The following is a 16,952-nucleotide window of genomic DNA, read 5'->3' as shown; positions in this document are numbered from 1 at the left end:
CGAGGTTGCATTTTGCCTAAGTAAACACCGGTCTCACTCCAGTTTCACCCGTACTGCCGCCTAGCGACACGCTGGCGGCATGCGACCATGTTCATCGGGTGGTGGCGAGAGACCGGTTTGGCATCGTTCCAATGTGCCATGTGCAGCTCCGCTGTCTCAGCTCTTCAGCCGCCCACAACATCGCCACACCGCGCCCGCAAGGGTTTTCTCATGCACCATCTCGATGGACTTCCGAACGGAAGACCAAGACGATATGTGCAAGACGCTTCGGGTCCGATGGACCATTATTCCCAAGACAGCTCCCCAGCCCTGGATCGCATGTGGCGGATGCGGAGGCCCGAGAGCCTTCGCATGCAGCGGCAAGATCAGGCTGAACGCCAATGGCCGCAAGCTGGATGCCTGGCTTATCTACAAATGCCTGACCTGCGAAAGGACATGGAACCGGCCGATCTTCGAGCGCCGCAATGTCCGCGACATCGATCCTGCGATCCTTGACGCGCTGCAGTCCAACGATCCGGACTGGATCCGGGCCGAGACCTTCAACCTCGATGCTCTCCGACGCAAATCGCTGCGTGTGGACGAGTTTGCCGAATTTGAAATCACCAAGGAGATGCGGCACGAAACCGCAAATTGGACGAAATTGGCAATCGAACTGACGGTCCCGGTCCCAACGAGCACCCGCCTCGACCGTTTCCTGGCCTCGGAACTGAAGCTTTCACGCTCAAGGCTGCAGGCTCTTCACGGTGAAGGCATGGTTCGGACGGATCCTGAGAAAGCAGACATCCTGCGACGACGACTGAGGAACGGCACCCTTGTGACGATCGACCTCTCCATGGAGGCCGAGCGAGAGCAATCATGGAAAGCTCTGGCGACAGGCGATCCTGCAGTGGAGCAGTGATCAACGAACAAGCGCCGCGATCCGATCGCGGCGCTTGCTGCTCTCATCTCTGCATGAAAACCGCTATTCGTCGCGATAGACTTTTTCGCGGCGTTCGTGGCGCTCCTGCGCCTCGATCGACAGGGTCGCGATCGGGCGGGCGTCGAGACGCTTGAGGCCGATCGGTTCGCCGGTTTCCTCGCAATAGCCGTAAGTACCGTCTTCGATGCGCTGCAGTGCCGCGTCGATCTTGGAAATCAGCTTTCTCTGCCGATCGCGGGCGCGAAGTTCGATCGCCCGGTCGGTTTCCGACGACGCCCGGTCGGCGAGGTCGGGATGGTTTGCGCTTTCCTCGGCCAGGTGGTCGAGGGTTTCGCGCGCTTCTCGAAGGATATCATTTCTCCATGCAACCAGCTTGGTCCTGAAGTAGGCACGCTGGTTTACGTTCATGAACTCTTCCTCTTCCGAGGGAACGTAATTGCTAAGATCGATCTTCTCACTCAACGCGATTCTCCTGAAGAACATCTCATCTGGGCGGGTGTATATCCCAAGCGCTAGCCGCGATTCAAGCCAAATACGACAGGTAAACAGATTTTTAAATCTGTTACAATTTTAGGCTAACGATCTATTTTGTCATGGTTATTCCGGCCGCCGTTTTCTTCTTCGCCTTCAAAACGCCGTGTTGTCAGCCACGTTTTGGGCGGTTGCAGCACGGCTGGCGATTGACGGCGGCCAAGCGCAACCGCTACTGAAAAGACCCGCCCGATCCTGGATTTGCCCATGACCGTACCGCTGCCTCCACCGAACCGCATCTATCTCCTGCGTCATGCCGAGGCCGCCTGGGCCGAACCTGGGCAGCGCGATTTCGACCGGCCGCTCAACGAAAAAGGCTTCGGCGATGCCGAGCTCATTGCCGACAAAGCCGCCGACAAGGGCTATCGTCCCGATCTACTGATCAGTTCGACGGCGTTGCGCTGCCGCGGGACTGCCGATGCGGTCCATCGGGCAATGGGCCTCACGCTCGACATGCGTTATGTCGATGCACTTTATAACGCCACGGTCGATAACTATCTCGAAATCATCGATTCGCAGGAAGAGGCGGCCGTCATGCTGGTCGGCCACAACCCCACCATGGAGCAGACGCTGGAAGTGCTGATCGGCCACGCGGCGATGGTCAGCGCCCTTCCCGGCGGCTTTCCGACGGCGGGCCTTGCCGTCGTCGATTACGACGCTGCCGCCGGCGGCTGGCGTCTCACCGATTTCGTGGTCGTCTGAAAGCTTTCGCGCCGCGTCTTTTGCAGGCGGCGCGCCCTTCCTATATTGCCGGCAGTCACCAACCGGAATCGCGCCTTGCCGCCACGCCTCACATCCTTTGCCGACGACGCCCGCATCGCCTTCGACAATCTCGCCGATCGGGCAAGCGGCCTCGTCAATCCGACCGTGCGGCTCGGTGTTACCGGTCTCTCCCGCTCCGGCAAGACGGTCTTCATCTCATCGCTGGTGCACAATCTCCTGCATGGCGGCCGCCTGCCGTTGTTCGAGCCGGTGCAGTCCGGCCGTGTCTCGGCGGTGCGGCTGGAGCCGCAGCCCGACGATGCCGTGCCGCGCTTCCAGTACGAGGATCATATCCGCGCGCTGGTGAAGGACCGTATCTGGCCGGATTCGACCCGCGCCATCTCCGAGCTGCGCATCACGCTGGATTATCAAAGCGCCAGCGGCTGGAACCGGCTGTTTTCGCCCGGCCGCCTGTCGATCGATATCGTCGATTATCCCGGCGAATGGCTGCTCGACCTGCCGCTGCTCGGCAAGGATTACCGCACCTTCAGCGAGGAAACGATCGCGCTGGCGAAAACCGGCGTCCGCTCCGAGCTGTCGCGCGGATGGCTGGCGCTGACGCATGCCGCCGATATCCATGCCAGCGCCGACGAGATGATCGCCCGCGACCTCGCCACCGCCTTTGCCGATTATCTCAAGGCCTGCAAGGCCGACGAACGCTCGCTCTCCACCCTGCCGCCCGGCCGCCTGCTGCTGCCCGGCGATCTCGACGGCTCGCCGGCGCTGACCTTCGCACCGCTGGCCTTGCCGGCGGACGGCCGTCCCGGGCGCAACTCGCTCTGGACGATGATGGAGCGGCGCTACGAGGCCTATAAATCGGTCGTCGTCAAACCCTTCTTCCGCGAGCATTTCGCCCGGCTCGACCGTCAGATCGTGCTAGTCGATGCGCTGCAGGCGATGAATCGCGGCCCCGAAGCCGTCCAGGATCTGGAACGCGCGCTGACCGATGTGCTCGCCTGTTTCCGCCCCGGCACCAATTCGCTGCTCTCCTCACTGCTCGGCCGGCGCATCGACCGGGTGCTGGTCGCCGCCACCAAAGCCGATCATCTCCATCACGAAAGCCACGACCGGCTCGATGCGCTGACCCGCCGCCTGGTCGATCGCGCCATCGACCGGATCGGCATGGCGGGTGCGGGCATCGACGTCATGGCGCTCGCCTCCGTGCGCGCCACCCGCGAGGCATCGGTCAAGCGCGACGGCCATGACCTGCCTGTCATCGTCGGCACCCCGATGGAGGGCGAAACCATCGCCGGCGAGCGCTTCGACGGCGAGAGAAAGACCGCCATCTTCCCCGGCGACCTGCCGGCGGATCCCGAAAGCCTGTTCGACCGCATCGCCGCGGGCGAGAGCGGCTTGCGGCTGCCCGATGTCAATGTCGTCAGGTTCCGCCCGCCGCAGCTTGAGGAAACCGGCGGCGGCATCAAGCTGTCGGTGCCGCATATCCGCCTCGACCGCGCCATGCAGTTCCTGTTCGGAGATCGTCTCGCATGAGCAAGCCCCCCTCCGATCCGCCACGCCGCCCGCCCGCGGCTTTCACCTATGAGGACGAGGCCGCCGAGCGCCATGACAACGGCCGCCAAGGAGAGCAGCGGCGCAAGCCGCAAAGCTTCTCCGAAAACATCGTCGTGACGACTGATGAGGACGATCCCTTCCTCAATCCCGACAAGGATCTGAGCGCAGTGCCGGTGGCAACGCCGCTGAGACGCCGAACCTCCTTCGGCAAGATCGCCGCCGGCGCCTTCGGCATCCTGCTGTCGCTTGGCCTCGGCCTCTGGACCGATAGCCTGATCCGCGATCTCTTCACCCGCGCCGACTGGTTGGGTTATGTGGCCCTTGCCGTGCTCGCGGTCGGCATCCTCGCCGTGCTTGCCCTCGTCATCCGCGAGACGTCAGGCATGATGCGCCTTGCCGCCGTCCAGGCGATCAAGGCCGAAGCGGAAGCCGCGATGGTCGAAACCCGGCCGGCAAAGGCGCGCGCCGTAGTCGCCCGCCTCGTCGCGCTGCTTTCGGGCAATCCCGAGACATCCAAGGGCCGCGCCACGCTGAAGGCGACAGAAGGCGAGGTCATCGATCCCCCGCATCTGATTGCGCTCGCCGAACGGGAATTGCTCACGCCCCTCGACCGCAAGGCCCGTGCCCTGATCGTCAACGCCTCAAAGCGCGTCTCGATCGTCACCGCCGTCAGCCCGCGCGCCGTGGTCGACCTGCTCTATGTGCTCTATGAGGCCGTGCGCCTCATCCGCGCTATGGCCGAGCTTTACGGCGGCCGTCCCGGCACCCTCGGCATGTTCCGTCTGCTGCGCGACGTGCTGGCGCATCTGGCCGTCACCGGCTCGATCGCCGTCGGCGACAGTCTTGTCCAGCAGGTGCTCGGCCATGGCCTGGCCTCCAAGCTCTCGGCCCGGCTCGGCGAAGGCGTCATCAACGGCTTGATGACCGCCCGCATTGGAATCGCGGCGATGGATCTCTGCCGCCCGCTCGCCTTCCATGCCCTAAAGCGGCCGGGAATCGGCGATTTCATTGGCGATCTCACGCCCTCCATGTCGCCGCGCGGCAACACTCCTTGAGAGACGGAACAATTCCGCAGCCTTTGCCATCCCTAACGGAATGTTGGCGAAATTACAGCAAATTCAAGACTATAACGACGATGTACTGAAATCGGAATTGCGCCAAACCCCTGTATTGCCTTGCATTTCGGCACAATCGAAAGGAAGGATTAACCATTCCCAGGCAAAACTTGCAGCCAGTTCGTGAGTGGTGTTTGCCAAGGAAAATCCATGTATTCGCGCAAGTTTCTCATTATATGCGGTCTGGCCGCCGCGGCATTGTCTCCCGTCGCAGATGTCGCTCCGGCAGCCACCGCCGCAACCCGTGACAAGGCCTTCTTCGATTCCGTCACCGGCTCCTGGAAGGGCCCGGGCGAAATCGTCGCCGGCAAATACAAGGGTACGAAATTCACCTGCAACCTGATCGGCGAGCCAACGGGCGACAGTGGCGCCGGCATCAAGCTCGACGGCACCTGCCGCGTCGGCGTCTTCAAGCAGCCGATGACCGCCGTCATCTCGCAGTCGGGCTCCACCTACAAGGGCAAGTTCCTCGACGGCGCCGCCGGCAGGGGTCTTGACGTCGTCTCCGGCGCGGTCAGCGAGGATACCGTCGTCGTCGGCATCAACCGCGCCAAGCTGAACGGCGCAATGATCGCCCGCGTGCGTGACGACAAGACGATGAACGTCACCGTTTCGGTCAAGGTGGAAAGCCAGATGATCCCGGTCATCGGCCTGACGCTGACGCGCCAGGTCGACGAAATGGCCGTCGGTTCGATCCAGTAGATCAATCGTGCAGCGGATTTTCCTGAAGCGGCGGGTTTCCCGTCGTTTTCCGTTTCAGGATCTCCGCCTCAGGTTTGGAGCCACCAGTCGCGGCTACTGTCGGCAACCTCGATGCCCGCCACCTCCGCATCCGACAGCCAGTCGCTAATCGCCCTGCCCCTGACGAGCAGGGCCGGTGCGATATCGGCAAGCGGCATCAGCACGAAACCGCGATCAGTCATGCGCGGATGCGGCAGTTCCAGCCGCGGCGCCTCCTGGATGACGTCGCCATAGGTCAGCACGTCGATATCGAGTGTGCGCGGACCCCAGCGCTCGATACGCTCGCGTTTCATCTCCCGCTCGATCGACAGGCAGACATCGAGCAAAGCCTCGGGCTCCAGCCGGGTTTCGATGGCGGCGCAGGCGTTGAAGAAGAAGGATTGGTCGGTCTTGCCCCAGGGCGGCGTGCGATAGAGCCGCGAGACCGCCGTAACCCGGCAGTCATCTCGTCCGTCCAGCCGCTGCAGCGCGGCGGCCATCGCCTTGACGGGATCGCCGATATTGCCGCCGAGGCCGAGTGTGGCCGATTGCAACGCGGCCTCAGGCAAAGTGTTCAACGCTCACCTGCACGAAATCGAGTACACCGGGCACCGGCGCGTTCGGCTTGCGCACCGTGATTTTCGCCCGCCGGACCTGCGGGAATGTCTCGCAGAGCCCCTTGGCGATATCGAGCGCCAGCGCCTCGATCAGGTAGCGTCGCTTGCCGGTGACGATCCCCTCGATCACCGTGAAGGCGATGCCATAATTGACGGTATCGTCGATCGAATCGCTTTTCAGCGCCTCGCCGGCAACGACATCGAGCTCAGCATCGACGAAGAAGCGCTGGCCGAGGAATTCCTCCTCGTCATGCACGCCGTGGCGCGCAAAGAAGGCGCAGTTCTGCAGCGTGATCGTGTAGGTGGTCATGTCGGCCGCTTCCTCTCGAATTCCTGGCGCGCATTCAGCATAGCATCGGCGATATCGAGCGCATCCCTGTTGATTGCGACATTGTGCACCCGGAAAACCGCAGCCCCCTGAAGCCTGAGCAGGGCGCTGGTGACGGCCGTCGCCGCATCCCTGTCTGCCGCCTCGCGCCCCGTCAACGCGCCGAGGAAGCGCTTGCGCGACGTCCCGGCAAGCAGCGGCAGGCCGAAGCGGGAAAGTTCGGAAAATCGCGCCATCAGTTCAAGGTTCTCCTCCGCCGTCTCCTTGGCAAAGCCGAAGCCCGGATCGAGCACGATGCGGTCGCTGTTGACGCCGGCTGCCTGAGCGATCTCAAGCGACCGCTTGAGAAAATGCACTTGGTCGGCGATCACGTCGGGAAGCTTCGCCCTGTCGCGGCCGGTATGCATGATGCAGAGCCCGGCCCCGGTCGCTGCGGCGATGTCGGCGATATCCGGCTCCTTCTGCAGCCCGAACACATCATTGACGATATGGGCGCCGGCACTGACCGCCAGCCGCGCCGTTTCGGCGCGATAGGTATCGATCGAGATCAGCGCCTGGGTGCGTCCGCGCAGCGCCTCGATGACCGGCAGCACGCGAGCCTGCTCCTCGGAAGGGCTGACCGCAGCGGCGTTCGGCCGGGTCGATTCGCCGCCGATATCGACAATCCCGGCACCCTCACTCACCGCCCGAAGCGCGTGTTCGACGGCCGCATCGACGGTTTCGAAGCGTCCGCCATCTGAAAAGGAATCCGGCGTCACGTTGATGATCGCCATGATGAGAGAACGACGGCCGAGTTCGATCTCCCGGCCATGGCCCACACGCCATAAACTGCCTTCGAACCCTGTCACCAGACTTATCCCATCGATCGCGAAAAAAGCGCCATCCGATATTGCGCTTGCGGTGGCTATGCCCCAAGCTCCGGTCGATTTCAACACGGGTTGCGTTCAGAATGCCGCTTGCAGTGCGTTATATGGTCCTTCCTATCGCCTTTTCCATTGCTCTTTCCGTTTGCGGCCCAGTGGCAGCAGAAGTGATCGCATCGAAAAGCTATTCCTATTTCGACATCCGCGGCAAAACCGCGGATGAGCTCGACCGCGAACTCAGCCGGCGCGGCCCAACCTCGAGCGGCTCCTCGGCGCGCCATCCCGGCGCAACGAAGATCCGCTTCGGTGGTGAGGCCACCTACATCCAGGATAATGGCCGTTGCCGCGTCGGCAACGTCAAGGTCACGGTCCACACCCAGATCATCCTGCCGCGCTGGAACAGCCGCAAGGCGGTCAGCAAGGAGCTGTCGATGATTTGGGATGCCCTGTCGAGCGATATCAAGCGCCACGAGGAGCGCCATGCCGAAATCGCCCGTGATCAGGCCCGCGCCATGGAACGCGCCATCCGCGCCCTGCCGCAGCAGCGCACCTGCGAGGCCATGCAGGAACTCGTCTCAGGCGAATCGGCTCGCGGTATAGAGGAGCACGATCGGCAGCAGGCGCGATTCGACCGGGTCGAGGCGGTCAATTTCCAGAAACGCATGCTGAGATTGCTGAACAATCGAATCAACGGCCGAGCCGGCGCAAAATAAGGCTTTTTCGATCTGGTTGCGAGCGGAAACCCTTAGCTGCACAACGAAACTTGTGCGAAACTTGTCCCCTCCCCAGTGATTGAATGGTCATTTTTCATCCTGGCAGACTCAACCGGAACGCGTTAATATGAACACATTCGAAAGTGCAGCTACGGCATCTGCCCTTTCATCGCTGGGTTCTCCTGGCGCGTTCCGAAGCCGCGGATGTTCCTCCCTCATCCGTAGGTAATGCGCCCGCCTCGCCTCGCTCGCACCAGCGCGCGAGGCGTCTTTTTTGTGGATCCTATTTCGCCGAAGTTGAAGCGTGGCGCGCTTAAAGCATGTCGCGCAAAAGTGTGCAGCGGTTTTCCCAGCCAAAACGCAAAGCGCTTTTGCCGCAACGATACGCGTAAAACAATGAGCTAAAGCGCAAGCAGCGAATCTGAAAGATCGCGACGCGCTTTAAGCCTGACGTTCCGGCACGTGCACCACGAGTCCGTCATAGGCAGCCTTCATGCGGATCTGACAGGACAGCCGTGAGGTCGGGCGCACATCGAAGGCGAAGTCGAGCATATCCTCTTCCATCGCTTCCGGCTGACCGACCTGCTCGGTCCATGCCTCGTCGACATAGACATGACAGGTCGCGCAGGCGCAGGCGCCGCCGCATTCGGCCTCGATGCCGGGCACCGAATTGCGCACGGCATTCTCCATGACGGTGGAGCCTTGGTCGACATCGAGGTCGAAGCGCGTGCCGTCGAAGGCGACGATGGTAAGTTTTGGCATCAGGACTATTTCCGGTCTTCAAATGATGGGCGGATTTTCTTCCGACAATTCGACGCTTCAGTCAACATCGGGAAAGTCGCCATAACCTCGCAGATCGGGCCTTCGCCCGCCGTCTTCAAAGCGTCATGGAAGACGTCGCAAAAAGACCCGCGGTTCCGCAATGGAACAACGGGCCTCATTCGAACGATCGCAAACAGGTATCAGCCGCGGCAGAGCTTCAGGATGAAATTCTCGGCGTCGATGACGGCGGCACCCAGCGCTGCCGTCGCCCCGGCGTCACCGCCGGTTTCCTCGACGGCTTCGGCCGTCTGCGACACGCGAAACGCGCCGACCGAGCTTGCCGCGCCCTTCAGGCGGTGCGCGGCCGCGCCGACGCGGATGGTTTCGCCGCTCGCAATATCCTGCAGACATGCGCGAGCCTGGCGCGCAAACATCTGAAGGACTTCGATTTCCAGCGACTTGTCGCCCATCGTCTGCTTGGCGAGATGGACGAGATCGATCGGCCGGACCTTCGAGGGACAGGGTCCCTTTGCATTATCCGGCGCCTCGAATACGATGTTCAAAGCTGCCATCTGAGCTGCCATTGCCAATTCTCCCGTTTCGTGTCGTCCGCAGTTGCAACAGTTCTGCGACAGGAGGGTGGCCATCACGTTAAATTCCGGCACATTCCGGGCGGGAATCTCGCCATATGGTTAACATCCGTTAAATATCGCTAAATTATTGGTTTTTAAGCGGTGCCGCGGATTTAAAGATGTTAACAACGGGTTAACGGGCCTTAAATCTCAAGCCTTCATTAATTGTGTGAAGAGCCCAGATGTGTCACTACGATACTGGTGGAGCGGGTTTATGGTACGCGCCTTTGCCGAGCGAGTGGATAATGGTAGTGTTTTGATACCTTCCGTTTGAAAAAGCGGCTATCTACTCTGAAATGACATGCTTATCCGTCCGTCGTTGGGATGGAAGGCTGGAACGGCAAAGTTGTTCCCCGGGTGAGGCGGAAGCCCGGGATTGCGCTGCCGGACCGGCCGACAGTAACGAGGCATAACCAATGGCGAACAACAAATATAACGAGTCGATTGAGGACAAGGCGTTCAAGGCATTGGACGAGGCGCTCCAGATCGACTTCGGCAAAGATAACGGGCCGTCTCGCCGCGGCGATGCGCCTGAGGCCCCGGAGGCTAATGTGTCTGATCCATCGAATGCGCGTAACCAGCAGGCCCAGGAAGAAGCGCAGCGCCGCAACCGCCGCGGTGCCGCCGGCGAGCAGGCTTCCAGGGGGCCGGCTTTCACGCCCGCCAACGATGCCAGCCGCAACACGCCCGCCTCGATCCTGAAATCCTTCGACGGCGCCTCCAGCCGCTCGGCGGTGCGCACCGCCACTCTGTTCTCAGTGCTTTGGGTGATGGGCGGCCTCGGCCTGATGTCGCTGCTTTATGCGCCGCAGATCTGGCAGATCCGTTCGCTCGCCGATCTCGTCGCCCTGCCCGGCGTCATCGCCGGCCTCGTCGGCATCATCATCCCCGTCATGATGTTCTATGCTTTCGCCATCATGATCGCCCGCGCCCAGGACATGCGCAACGCCGCCCGTTCGATGGCGGAGGTCGCATTGCGCCTGGCGGAGCCGGAAACCATCGCCTCCGAGCGCATCATGACTGTCGGCCAGGCCGTGCGCCGTGAGGTCTCGGCCATGAATGAAGGCATCGAGCGCACCATCGCGCGTGCGTCCGAGCTGGAAACGCTTGTCCATTCCGAAGTCAATGCACTTGAACGTTCCTATGCCGACAACGAGTTGCGCGTCCGCGGCCTCGTGCACGAGCTCGGCTCCGAGCGCGAGGCGATCGTCAACCATGCCGACCGCATCCGCACCTCGATCGGCAGCGTCCACGACCAGTTGAAGGAAGAGCTGTCGCTTGCGACCGAAGAGATCGCGGTGCGGCTTTCCACATCGGGCGAAGCCTTTGCCTCGCTGATCGATACGCGCGCCGCGACGATTCTGGAAAAATCGGACAACGCCCTGCAGTCGATCGGCAGCCTGCTCGCCGCCAAGACCGATAGCCTGCTGCAGACACTGAACGCATCGGGTTTCGCGCTCGCCACCGAATTCGACAACCGCCTCGAAGCGCTGTCCGTCAACCTCAATGACCATGGCGAAAAACTGCTCAGCCAATTCGAGACGCGTGCCTCGACCATGGACAGCAGCACCGAGAAGCTGAATGCCGCGCTGCACGAGCGCACGCAGCAGCTCAGCGAGATCCTGATCGCCCGCACCCGCGAGATCAATGAGAGCCTGACATCAGGCGAACGCACCATCGGCGGCACGCTCGACGACGTGTTGTCGAAGCTGAACAGCGCCCTCGATGAAAAGGGCGCGAGCTTCCGCCAGAGCCTGCAGAGCACCGCCGACGACGCCGTCATGGACCTCGACGTCCGCTCCGGCTTCTTCGAAGAGCGGCTGCAGACGACCGTTGCCCAGCTGTCCACCGCCTTCGACGAACGCGTCGCCGAATTCACCAGCGCCTTCGACAAACGCACCGGCTCGCTCGACACCAAGCTGATGGAGAGCCTCGCCCGCATCAACGAGACGCTGACCGGCGGCACGGATTCGATCGACGGCATCCTGAGTTCCGGCATCGACCGGCTGGGCTCCTCGATGACCGACCAGTCGCTGGCACTCGCCACTGCGCTTTCCACCGGCCACGAAGTGCTGGAAAGCGCGATCAGCACCCGGGCGGACGAAATCACCGCGGCCCTCACCAGCCGCACTGGTGAATTGACTTCGGCGCTGCAGAGCGCCACCTCGGAAATCGCGCTGACGCTTGCATCCGGCACCTCCGATCTCCAGAACAATCTTCAGGCCCGCTCGGCCGAATTCCGCGACACGCTGCGCACCACCACCAGCGATCTGACCACCGCCGTTGCCGCCGGCACCGAGCAGGTCACCGCAGCCTTCGGCGGCCGCGCCGAGGAGCTGAGCGGCATGCTGACTGCCCGCGCTGCCGAAATCAGCGAAGCGCTCGGTACGGCCCACGGCCGCATCGACAGCGTCATGGCCGAGCGCGGCGGTGCGCTGGTCGATGCACTCACCACCCATCACGGCCGCTTCGAAGAAGCGCTGACGACCCGCGCCGATGCCATCATTGATGCCGTCTCCGGCACCCATGACCGTCTGGCCGAGACGCTCGACGAAAAGGCGATGGCGCTCGCCATCACCCTGAACGAGAGCCAGACCCGCATCGAGGATACGCTCGAGACCCGCTCCGAAGCGCTGCTGAGCGCGGTATCGGGCACGCATGACCGCCTCTCCGAGACACTCGATGAAAAGGCCATGGCGCTCGCCATATCGCTCAATGAAAACCAGGCCCGCATTGAAGATACGCTCGAGACCCGTTCCGCGGCCCTGCTGAACGCCGTCGCCGGCACCCATGACCGCCTGTCCGAAACGCTGGACAGCAAGGCAGCCGCCCTGACCACCTCGCTCGACGAGCGCCATGCCCGCATCGACAATGCGTTGGGAACGCGTGCCGAGGCATTGCTGAACACCGTGTCCGGCACGCGCGATCGTCTTGCCGAGACCCTCGACGAAAAGGCGGCCGCCTTCGCCATCGCCTTGAACGAGAGCCAGGCCCGCATCGAAGAGACGCTCCAGACCCGCTCGGCGGCTCTGCTGAATGCTGTCTCCGGCACGCATGATCGCCTGTCCGAAACGCTGGAAGGCAAGGTGGAAGCTTTTGCCACTTCGCTCAGCGAAGGCCAGGCCCGCATCGAAGAGACGCTCGAAAGCCGCTCCGCGGCCCTGTTGAATGCGGTCTCCGGCACCCATGAGCGGCTGTCCGAAACGCTGGACGAAAAGGCGATGACGCTCGCCATCTCGCTGAATGAGAGCCAGTCGCGGATCGAAGACACGCTGGAAGCGCGCTCCGAAGCCTTCCTCAAGGCCGTGTCCGGTACGCATGAGCGGCTTTCGGAAACGCTCGATGAAAAGTCGGCAGCCCTCGCCGCCTCCCTCAACGAGGGTCAGAGCCGCCTGCAGGACACGCTTGATAGCCGCTCGGAATCCTTCCTCAATACGGTCTCCGCCACCCACGACCGCCTGTCCGAGACACTCGACGACCGGGCAATGGCGCTTGCCATTTCGCTGAACGAGAGCCAGAGCCGTCTCGAGGAGACCCTGACATCAGGCGCCGATGCCATCACCCAGGCGGTTTCCGGCACGCATGACGGCCTGAACGGCGTGCTCGACCGGAAGGCCGCGGCCATCGCCTCCTCGCTGAACGAAGGCCAGGCCCGCCTCGAGGAAGCCCTGGTGCACCGCACCGCCGCGATCATCGGCGCCGTAACGGCAACGCACGACAGGCTGACCGACACGCTGGACGAAAAGACCATGGCGCTCGCCATTTCGCTCGACGACAACCAGAGCCGCTTCGACAGCGTGCTCGAAGCGCGCAGCAACGCCATCATGGAGGCCGTCTCCGGCGCCGAGTCACGCGTCGCCGGTGCCTTCACCGACAAGACCGATGCTATCCGCGCCGCCTATACCGACAATCAGCAGCGGCTCGAAAATGCGCTTTCCGAACATAGTGCCGCCCTTTCCGGCGTTCTCGATGCCGGCGGCGCCCGCTTCGAGGATCTCGTCGGCGGCTTGACCGGCCGCATCGAAGGTCGTCTGAGCGATGCCCATGCACGGATCGGGGGCCTCGCCGACGAGGCCGCGGCGCGTATCGAAGGCGGGCTCACCTCTGCCCATGAGCGCATCCGCACGACGCTTGAAGATCGCGCCAATGCCATCGACCTGTCGCTGAACCAGGCGCATGCGCTGATTAGCGATACGCTGACCGAACACGCGACCAGCATCGGCACCTCAGTGGCGACGAGCGTCAGCATGCTCGAAATGTCGCTGGAGGACCGGGAAGCCTCGATCCGCCAGGCCATCGATGCCAGCGCCCAGACGTTGGAAGAGCGCATGCATGCCGGCGCCGGCCAGATCGCCGGTCGCTTCCAGGAGGCGGCAAATGCGATTTCGAGCTCCACGCAGAATTTCTCCGCTCAACTCGATCAGTCTGTGGAAAGCCTGACGGGCCGTTTTGAAGAAACCGGATCGCGTGTGGAATCCGGTCTTGCGGCGATCGAGACCCGTATCCGCAACGGCGTCGGCGGCGTCGCCGAAAAGGTCGAAGCCGCCAGCGGCCAGCTCTCCGGCGTGCTGGCCGACGGCATCTCCCGTATCGGCGCGCTCAGCGACGACGCCAACCGGCGCATCACGGCGACGCTCGAAGGCAGCGCCGCAAACCTCACCCAGGCGATCGACAGCCGCGCCGCCAATCTGGCCGAGACGCTCGACAGCCGCGCCACAACCCTGACCGGCGCCATCGACGGCCGCACCGTAAGCCTTGGCGAAACCCTCGACCGCGGCAATGAACGCATCGCGGAACGTCTCTCCACCATGGATCGTGCGTTGACCGTCGGCCTCGATGCCGTCAACCGCACCATCGAAGGCAAGGCCGCCGGCCTCGCCTCGACGCTGCGCAGCGCGGTTGCCGAGGCGGCCCAGGGAATGGAAGGCGAAGCGACGAGAACCACCGAGCTGCTCGGCAAGACCGGCCAGCAATTCGCCGTCGATCTCAATGCCAAAAGCGAAGAATTCACCCGCACCATGGATGAGCGCTCGTCGCAGATCGTCACCCGCGTCGCCGAGGCCCAGAGCCGGCTGGCAAGCCAGGCCGCTGCCGTCGCCCAGACCTTCTCGGAAGCCGGCAACGCCATCGTCAACAAGGTTGCCGAGGCCGAGACCATCGTCGGTACGCAGGTCAATGCCATCTCCAAGGCTCTGTCGGACGCCGGCCAGTCTCTGGAGACGCGCGGCGATGCCATCCGCTCGACGCTGTCGGGAGCCGGCAGCGAGATTTCCGCCACCATGGCGGATGTCGATCGGGCCCTCGAAGCCCGCAGCAACGCTATCCGCTCCAATCTCGAGGAGCGCGCCCGCGAGATCGATACGACCTTCTCGGGCATCGACCGGGCGCTCGAAGCGCGCGGCAATTCGATCCGCGCAACACTCGACGAGCGCACCCGCGACCTCAACTCGATGCTCGCTGGCCGTTCGGTCGAATTGACGCGCATCCTCGACGAAACCGCCCGTCCGATCATCGACCGATATACCGATGCCGGCGAACAGGCCGCCGCCCGCATCACCGCAGCAGCGAACCTCAGCGCCGACCGTCTGCGGGCCGAAAACGAAGCGCTCGCCAGCGCCGTTGCCGCCCGCACCGAGAACGTCGCCAACGCTGTCAGCGCCATCGAAAACAGCCTGGTCGGCAACGTCAACGGCCTCGTCGAGCGCATGTCGGAAAGCAGCGCGGCAATGGCGATGATGATGAACCGCGCCGTCGAGCAGCTGACCAGCGTCGACAGCCGTCTCGGCGAAACCACGACGCGCTTTGCCGACTCCACCACCAAGGCTGCCGAGATGGTCAACGCCTCGACCCGGCTTCTCGAAGGCAAGGTCGACCGCCTCTCCGACATTTCGGGTCAGACGCTGTCGCAGGTCGGCGGCATCATTGGCCGTTTCGACGAACACTCCAAGGTCCTGACACAGGCCTCGCAGCTTCTCGGCGCCGCTCAGTCCAACCTTGCCTCGACGCTCGAGGAACGCGAAGGCGCGCTGCAGGCACTCTCCGTCAGCCTGGTTCAGCGCTCCGACGAGATCGAAAAGACCATGCGCGGCCTCGGCGGCATGATCGAGACCGTGTTCGAGCGGGCCGAACAGCGCTCCAGCCAGGTCACCGGCAATCTGCGCCAGGGCGTGCAGTCCTCTTTCGCCGATATCGGCCGCATTCTCACCGAAACCGAGAAGCGCGCCCAGGAAGCCGCCGAGACGATGCGCGAGGCGATCACCCGCGCCGGCGACGAGGCCAATACGACGATCGACGGCACATTCGCCAATGTCGAGCGTCGCTCCGGCGATCTCTCCAACCGCATTCGCGGTGGCCTGACAGCGTCGCTGTCGGAAGTCGAACGCATGCTCGGCGAAGCCGGCCGCGCCTCCGACGGTGCCGCCCAGCACATGCGCGAAGCATTGCGCGAGGCGATCGATGATGCCGTCGGCCGCTTCTCCGGCGCCACCGATGATATCCGCCGCTCCGCCGCCGACATCCGCAACGAGCTCGACGCCACCCGCGCCGAACTGAAGCGCGGCGCCTTCGACCTTCCCGAGGAAGCCAAGGAGAGCGCCTCGGCCATGCGCCGGGCCGTCGCCGAGCAGATCAAGGCGCTGCAGGATATCTCCCAGCTCGTCGGCCGCTCCAGCCAGCAGCTCGAGATTTCCGAACCCGTCGCCCGCACGCTCGCCCAGGCGCAGCCGGCCCCGCGTGCCGCCCAGCCGATTGCAAGTCAGCCAATCGCAAGTCAGCCGGTGGCACCCCCGCCGCCACAGCCGGCAGCGCCCGCGCCAATCGAAGCGACGGGCCTGCGCGGAACGATCGCCCCGACAGCACCGGCTGCCGCTCCCCAGCGCGCCGCTCCGCAGCCTGCCCCCACCCGTCAGGAACCAAGCCGTCAGGAACCAGGCCGCCAGGAACCGGCTCGTGCCGAAAGCGGCGGCTGGATCAGCGATCTCCTGCGCGGCGCATCGCGGGAGGAGGCCGCCGACGAGACGCCTGCCCGTGCCCCGGCCCGCCCGGCGGAAACCGCCGCACCGACCGCGCGCAGCAGTGACATCCGCAATCCGCGCCACGTCGTCGAATCGCTGAACTCGCTCTCGGTCGATATCGCCCGCGCCATCGACCACGACGCCTCGGTCGATCTCTGGCGCCGCTATCAGCGCGGCGAGCGCGACGTCTTCACCCGCCGCCTCTACACGCTGAAGGGCCAGCAGACCTTCGACGAGATCAAGCGCAAATATGACCGCGAGCCGGAGTTCCGCACCGCAGTCGATCGCTATATCGGTGATTTCGAAAAGCTGCTCGCCGACGTCGCCCGCACCGACCCGAACCAGATCGTCTCGCAGTCCTACCTGACCTCGGATACGGGCAAGGTCTACACCATGCTTGCCCATGCCGCAGGCAGGCTCAGCTGAGGTCGCCGATCTGAATTGACGTTGAGGGAAAGCCGCCTG

General features: G+C 63.5%; 13 protein-coding genes. 7 read left to right on the top strand and 6 right to left on the bottom strand.

Annotated elements, in window-relative coordinates; translation table 11 throughout:
• The first annotated feature begins 133 nt into the window (after positions 1–133).
• Positions 134–898, top strand: a complete 765-nt coding sequence (locus tag ACS4RS_RS17515) for a DUF1062 domain-containing protein (protein ID WP_439009954.1) — start codon at positions 134–136, stop codon at positions 896–898.
• Positions 899–961: 63 nt separating this feature from the next.
• Here ACS4RS_RS17515 and dksA read toward each other — a convergent pair whose 3' ends face one another.
• Positions 962–1,381 (bottom strand): RNA polymerase-binding protein DksA, encoded by a 420-nt coding sequence (dksA, locus tag ACS4RS_RS17510; protein WP_003569003.1) that lies wholly within the window; start codon positions 1,379–1,381, stop codon positions 962–964.
• 276 nt (positions 1,382–1,657) lie between these two features.
• Here dksA and ACS4RS_RS17505 point away from each other — a divergent pair, with 276 nt between their 5' ends.
• The 4 genes from ACS4RS_RS17505 (at position 1,658) to ACS4RS_RS17490 (ending at position 5,541) form a co-directional block, all read left to right on the top strand.
• Positions 1,658–2,152: a histidine phosphatase family protein gene (locus tag ACS4RS_RS17505; RefSeq protein WP_439009955.1), complete on the top strand. Its 495-nt coding sequence runs from the start codon at positions 1,658–1,660 to the stop codon at positions 2,150–2,152.
• 75 nt (positions 2,153–2,227) lie between these two features.
• On the top strand, positions 2,228–3,703 hold the full coding sequence (locus ACS4RS_RS17500; protein ID WP_449313757.1) for a YcjX family protein: 1,476 nt from the start codon (positions 2,228–2,230) through the stop codon (positions 3,701–3,703).
• Positions 3,700–4,779 (top strand): YcjF family protein, encoded by a 1,080-nt coding sequence (locus tag ACS4RS_RS17495; protein WP_449313756.1) that lies wholly within the window; start codon positions 3,700–3,702, stop codon positions 4,777–4,779. The genes ACS4RS_RS17500 and ACS4RS_RS17495 overlap by 4 nt, the downstream gene beginning before the upstream one ends.
• 210 nt (positions 4,780–4,989) lie before the next feature.
• Positions 4,990–5,541 carry a hypothetical protein gene (locus tag ACS4RS_RS17490; RefSeq protein ID WP_439009957.1) on the top strand — a complete coding sequence of 184 codons (552 nt, stop codon included), beginning with the start codon at positions 4,990–4,992 and terminating at the stop codon, positions 5,539–5,541.
• Between the two features lie 68 nt (positions 5,542–5,609).
• Here the strand turns inward: ACS4RS_RS17490 and folK are convergent, their stop codons facing one another.
• From folK to folP, 3 genes are read right to left on the bottom strand one after another with little or no spacing between them, the layout of a single operon-like run.
• Positions 5,610–6,128, bottom strand: a complete 519-nt coding sequence (gene folK / locus ACS4RS_RS17485; protein ID WP_439011812.1) for a 2-amino-4-hydroxy-6-hydroxymethyldihydropteridine diphosphokinase — start codon at positions 6,126–6,128, stop codon at positions 5,610–5,612.
• Positions 6,121–6,486: a dihydroneopterin aldolase gene (gene folB / locus ACS4RS_RS17480; RefSeq protein WP_003586182.1), complete on the bottom strand. Its 366-nt coding sequence runs from the start codon at positions 6,484–6,486 to the stop codon at positions 6,121–6,123. Before folB ends, folK begins: the two co-directional genes overlap by 8 nt.
• Positions 6,483–7,352 (bottom strand): dihydropteroate synthase, encoded by an 870-nt coding sequence (gene folP, locus ACS4RS_RS17475; RefSeq protein ID WP_439009958.1) that lies wholly within the window; start codon positions 7,350–7,352, stop codon positions 6,483–6,485. The genes folB and folP overlap by 4 nt, the downstream gene beginning before the upstream one ends.
• A 101-nt stretch (positions 7,353–7,453) precedes the next feature.
• Between folP and ACS4RS_RS17470 the strand changes: the two genes are divergently transcribed.
• The gene (locus ACS4RS_RS17470; RefSeq protein WP_449313755.1) at positions 7,454–8,080 is read left to right on the top strand and encodes a DUF922 domain-containing Zn-dependent protease; all 627 of its coding nucleotides are present in this window, start codon (positions 7,454–7,456) and stop codon (positions 8,078–8,080) included.
• 441 nt (positions 8,081–8,521) lie between these two features.
• Here ACS4RS_RS17470 and ACS4RS_RS17465 read toward each other — a convergent pair whose 3' ends face one another.
• A complete protein-coding gene (locus ACS4RS_RS17465) occupies positions 8,522–8,842 on the bottom strand; it encodes a 2Fe-2S iron-sulfur cluster-binding protein (RefSeq protein WP_085737415.1) in 321 nt (106 codons plus the stop codon).
• A gap of 200 nt (positions 8,843–9,042) precedes the next feature.
• On the bottom strand, positions 9,043–9,426 hold the full coding sequence (locus tag ACS4RS_RS17460) for an Hpt domain-containing protein (protein ID WP_003569019.1): 384 nt from the start codon (positions 9,424–9,426) through the stop codon (positions 9,043–9,045).
• A gap of 464 nt (positions 9,427–9,890) precedes the next feature.
• Between ACS4RS_RS17460 and ACS4RS_RS17455 the strand changes: the two genes are divergently transcribed.
• Positions 9,891–16,913 carry an apolipoprotein A-IV repeat region-like domain-containing protein gene (locus ACS4RS_RS17455; protein WP_439009960.1) on the top strand — a complete coding sequence of 2,341 codons (7,023 nt, stop codon included), beginning with the start codon at positions 9,891–9,893 and terminating at the stop codon, positions 16,911–16,913.
• Positions 16,914–16,952: the final 39 nt, after the last annotated feature.

It is taken from the genome of Rhizobium sp. F40D2 (assembly GCF_051810745.2).
In the GTDB taxonomy this organism is placed as follows: domain Bacteria; phylum Pseudomonadota; class Alphaproteobacteria; order Rhizobiales; family Rhizobiaceae; genus Rhizobium.
Note: the sequence above shows the minus strand (reverse complement) of the source record. Positions and strands in the feature narration are given on the sequence as shown.

Bases quoted from the DNA above. Each gene is read 5' to 3' on its own strand.
- ACS4RS_RS17490 (WP_439009957.1), top strand. From the start codon at position 4,990: ATGTATTCGCGCAAGTTTCTCATTATATGCGGTCTGGCCGCCGCGGCA.
- ACS4RS_RS17455 (WP_439009960.1), top strand. From the start codon at position 9,891: ATGGCGAACAACAAATATAACGAGTCGATTGAGGACAAGGCGTTCAAG.
- folB (WP_003586182.1), bottom strand. From the start codon at position 6,486: ATGACCACCTACACGATCACGCTGCAGAACTGCGCCTTCTTTGCGCGC.
- ACS4RS_RS17495 (WP_449313756.1), top strand. From the start codon at position 3,700: ATGAGCAAGCCCCCCTCCGATCCGCCACGCCGCCCGCCCGCGGCTTTC.
- ACS4RS_RS17465 (WP_085737415.1), bottom strand. From the start codon at position 8,842: ATGCCAAAACTTACCATCGTCGCCTTCGACGGCACGCGCTTCGACCTC.
- ACS4RS_RS17505 (WP_439009955.1), top strand. From the start codon at position 1,658: ATGACCGTACCGCTGCCTCCACCGAACCGCATCTATCTCCTGCGTCAT.
- ACS4RS_RS17470 (WP_449313755.1), top strand. From the start codon at position 7,454: ATGCCGCTTGCAGTGCGTTATATGGTCCTTCCTATCGCCTTTTCCATT.
- ACS4RS_RS17460 (WP_003569019.1), bottom strand. From the start codon at position 9,426: ATGGCAGCTCAGATGGCAGCTTTGAACATCGTATTCGAGGCGCCGGAT.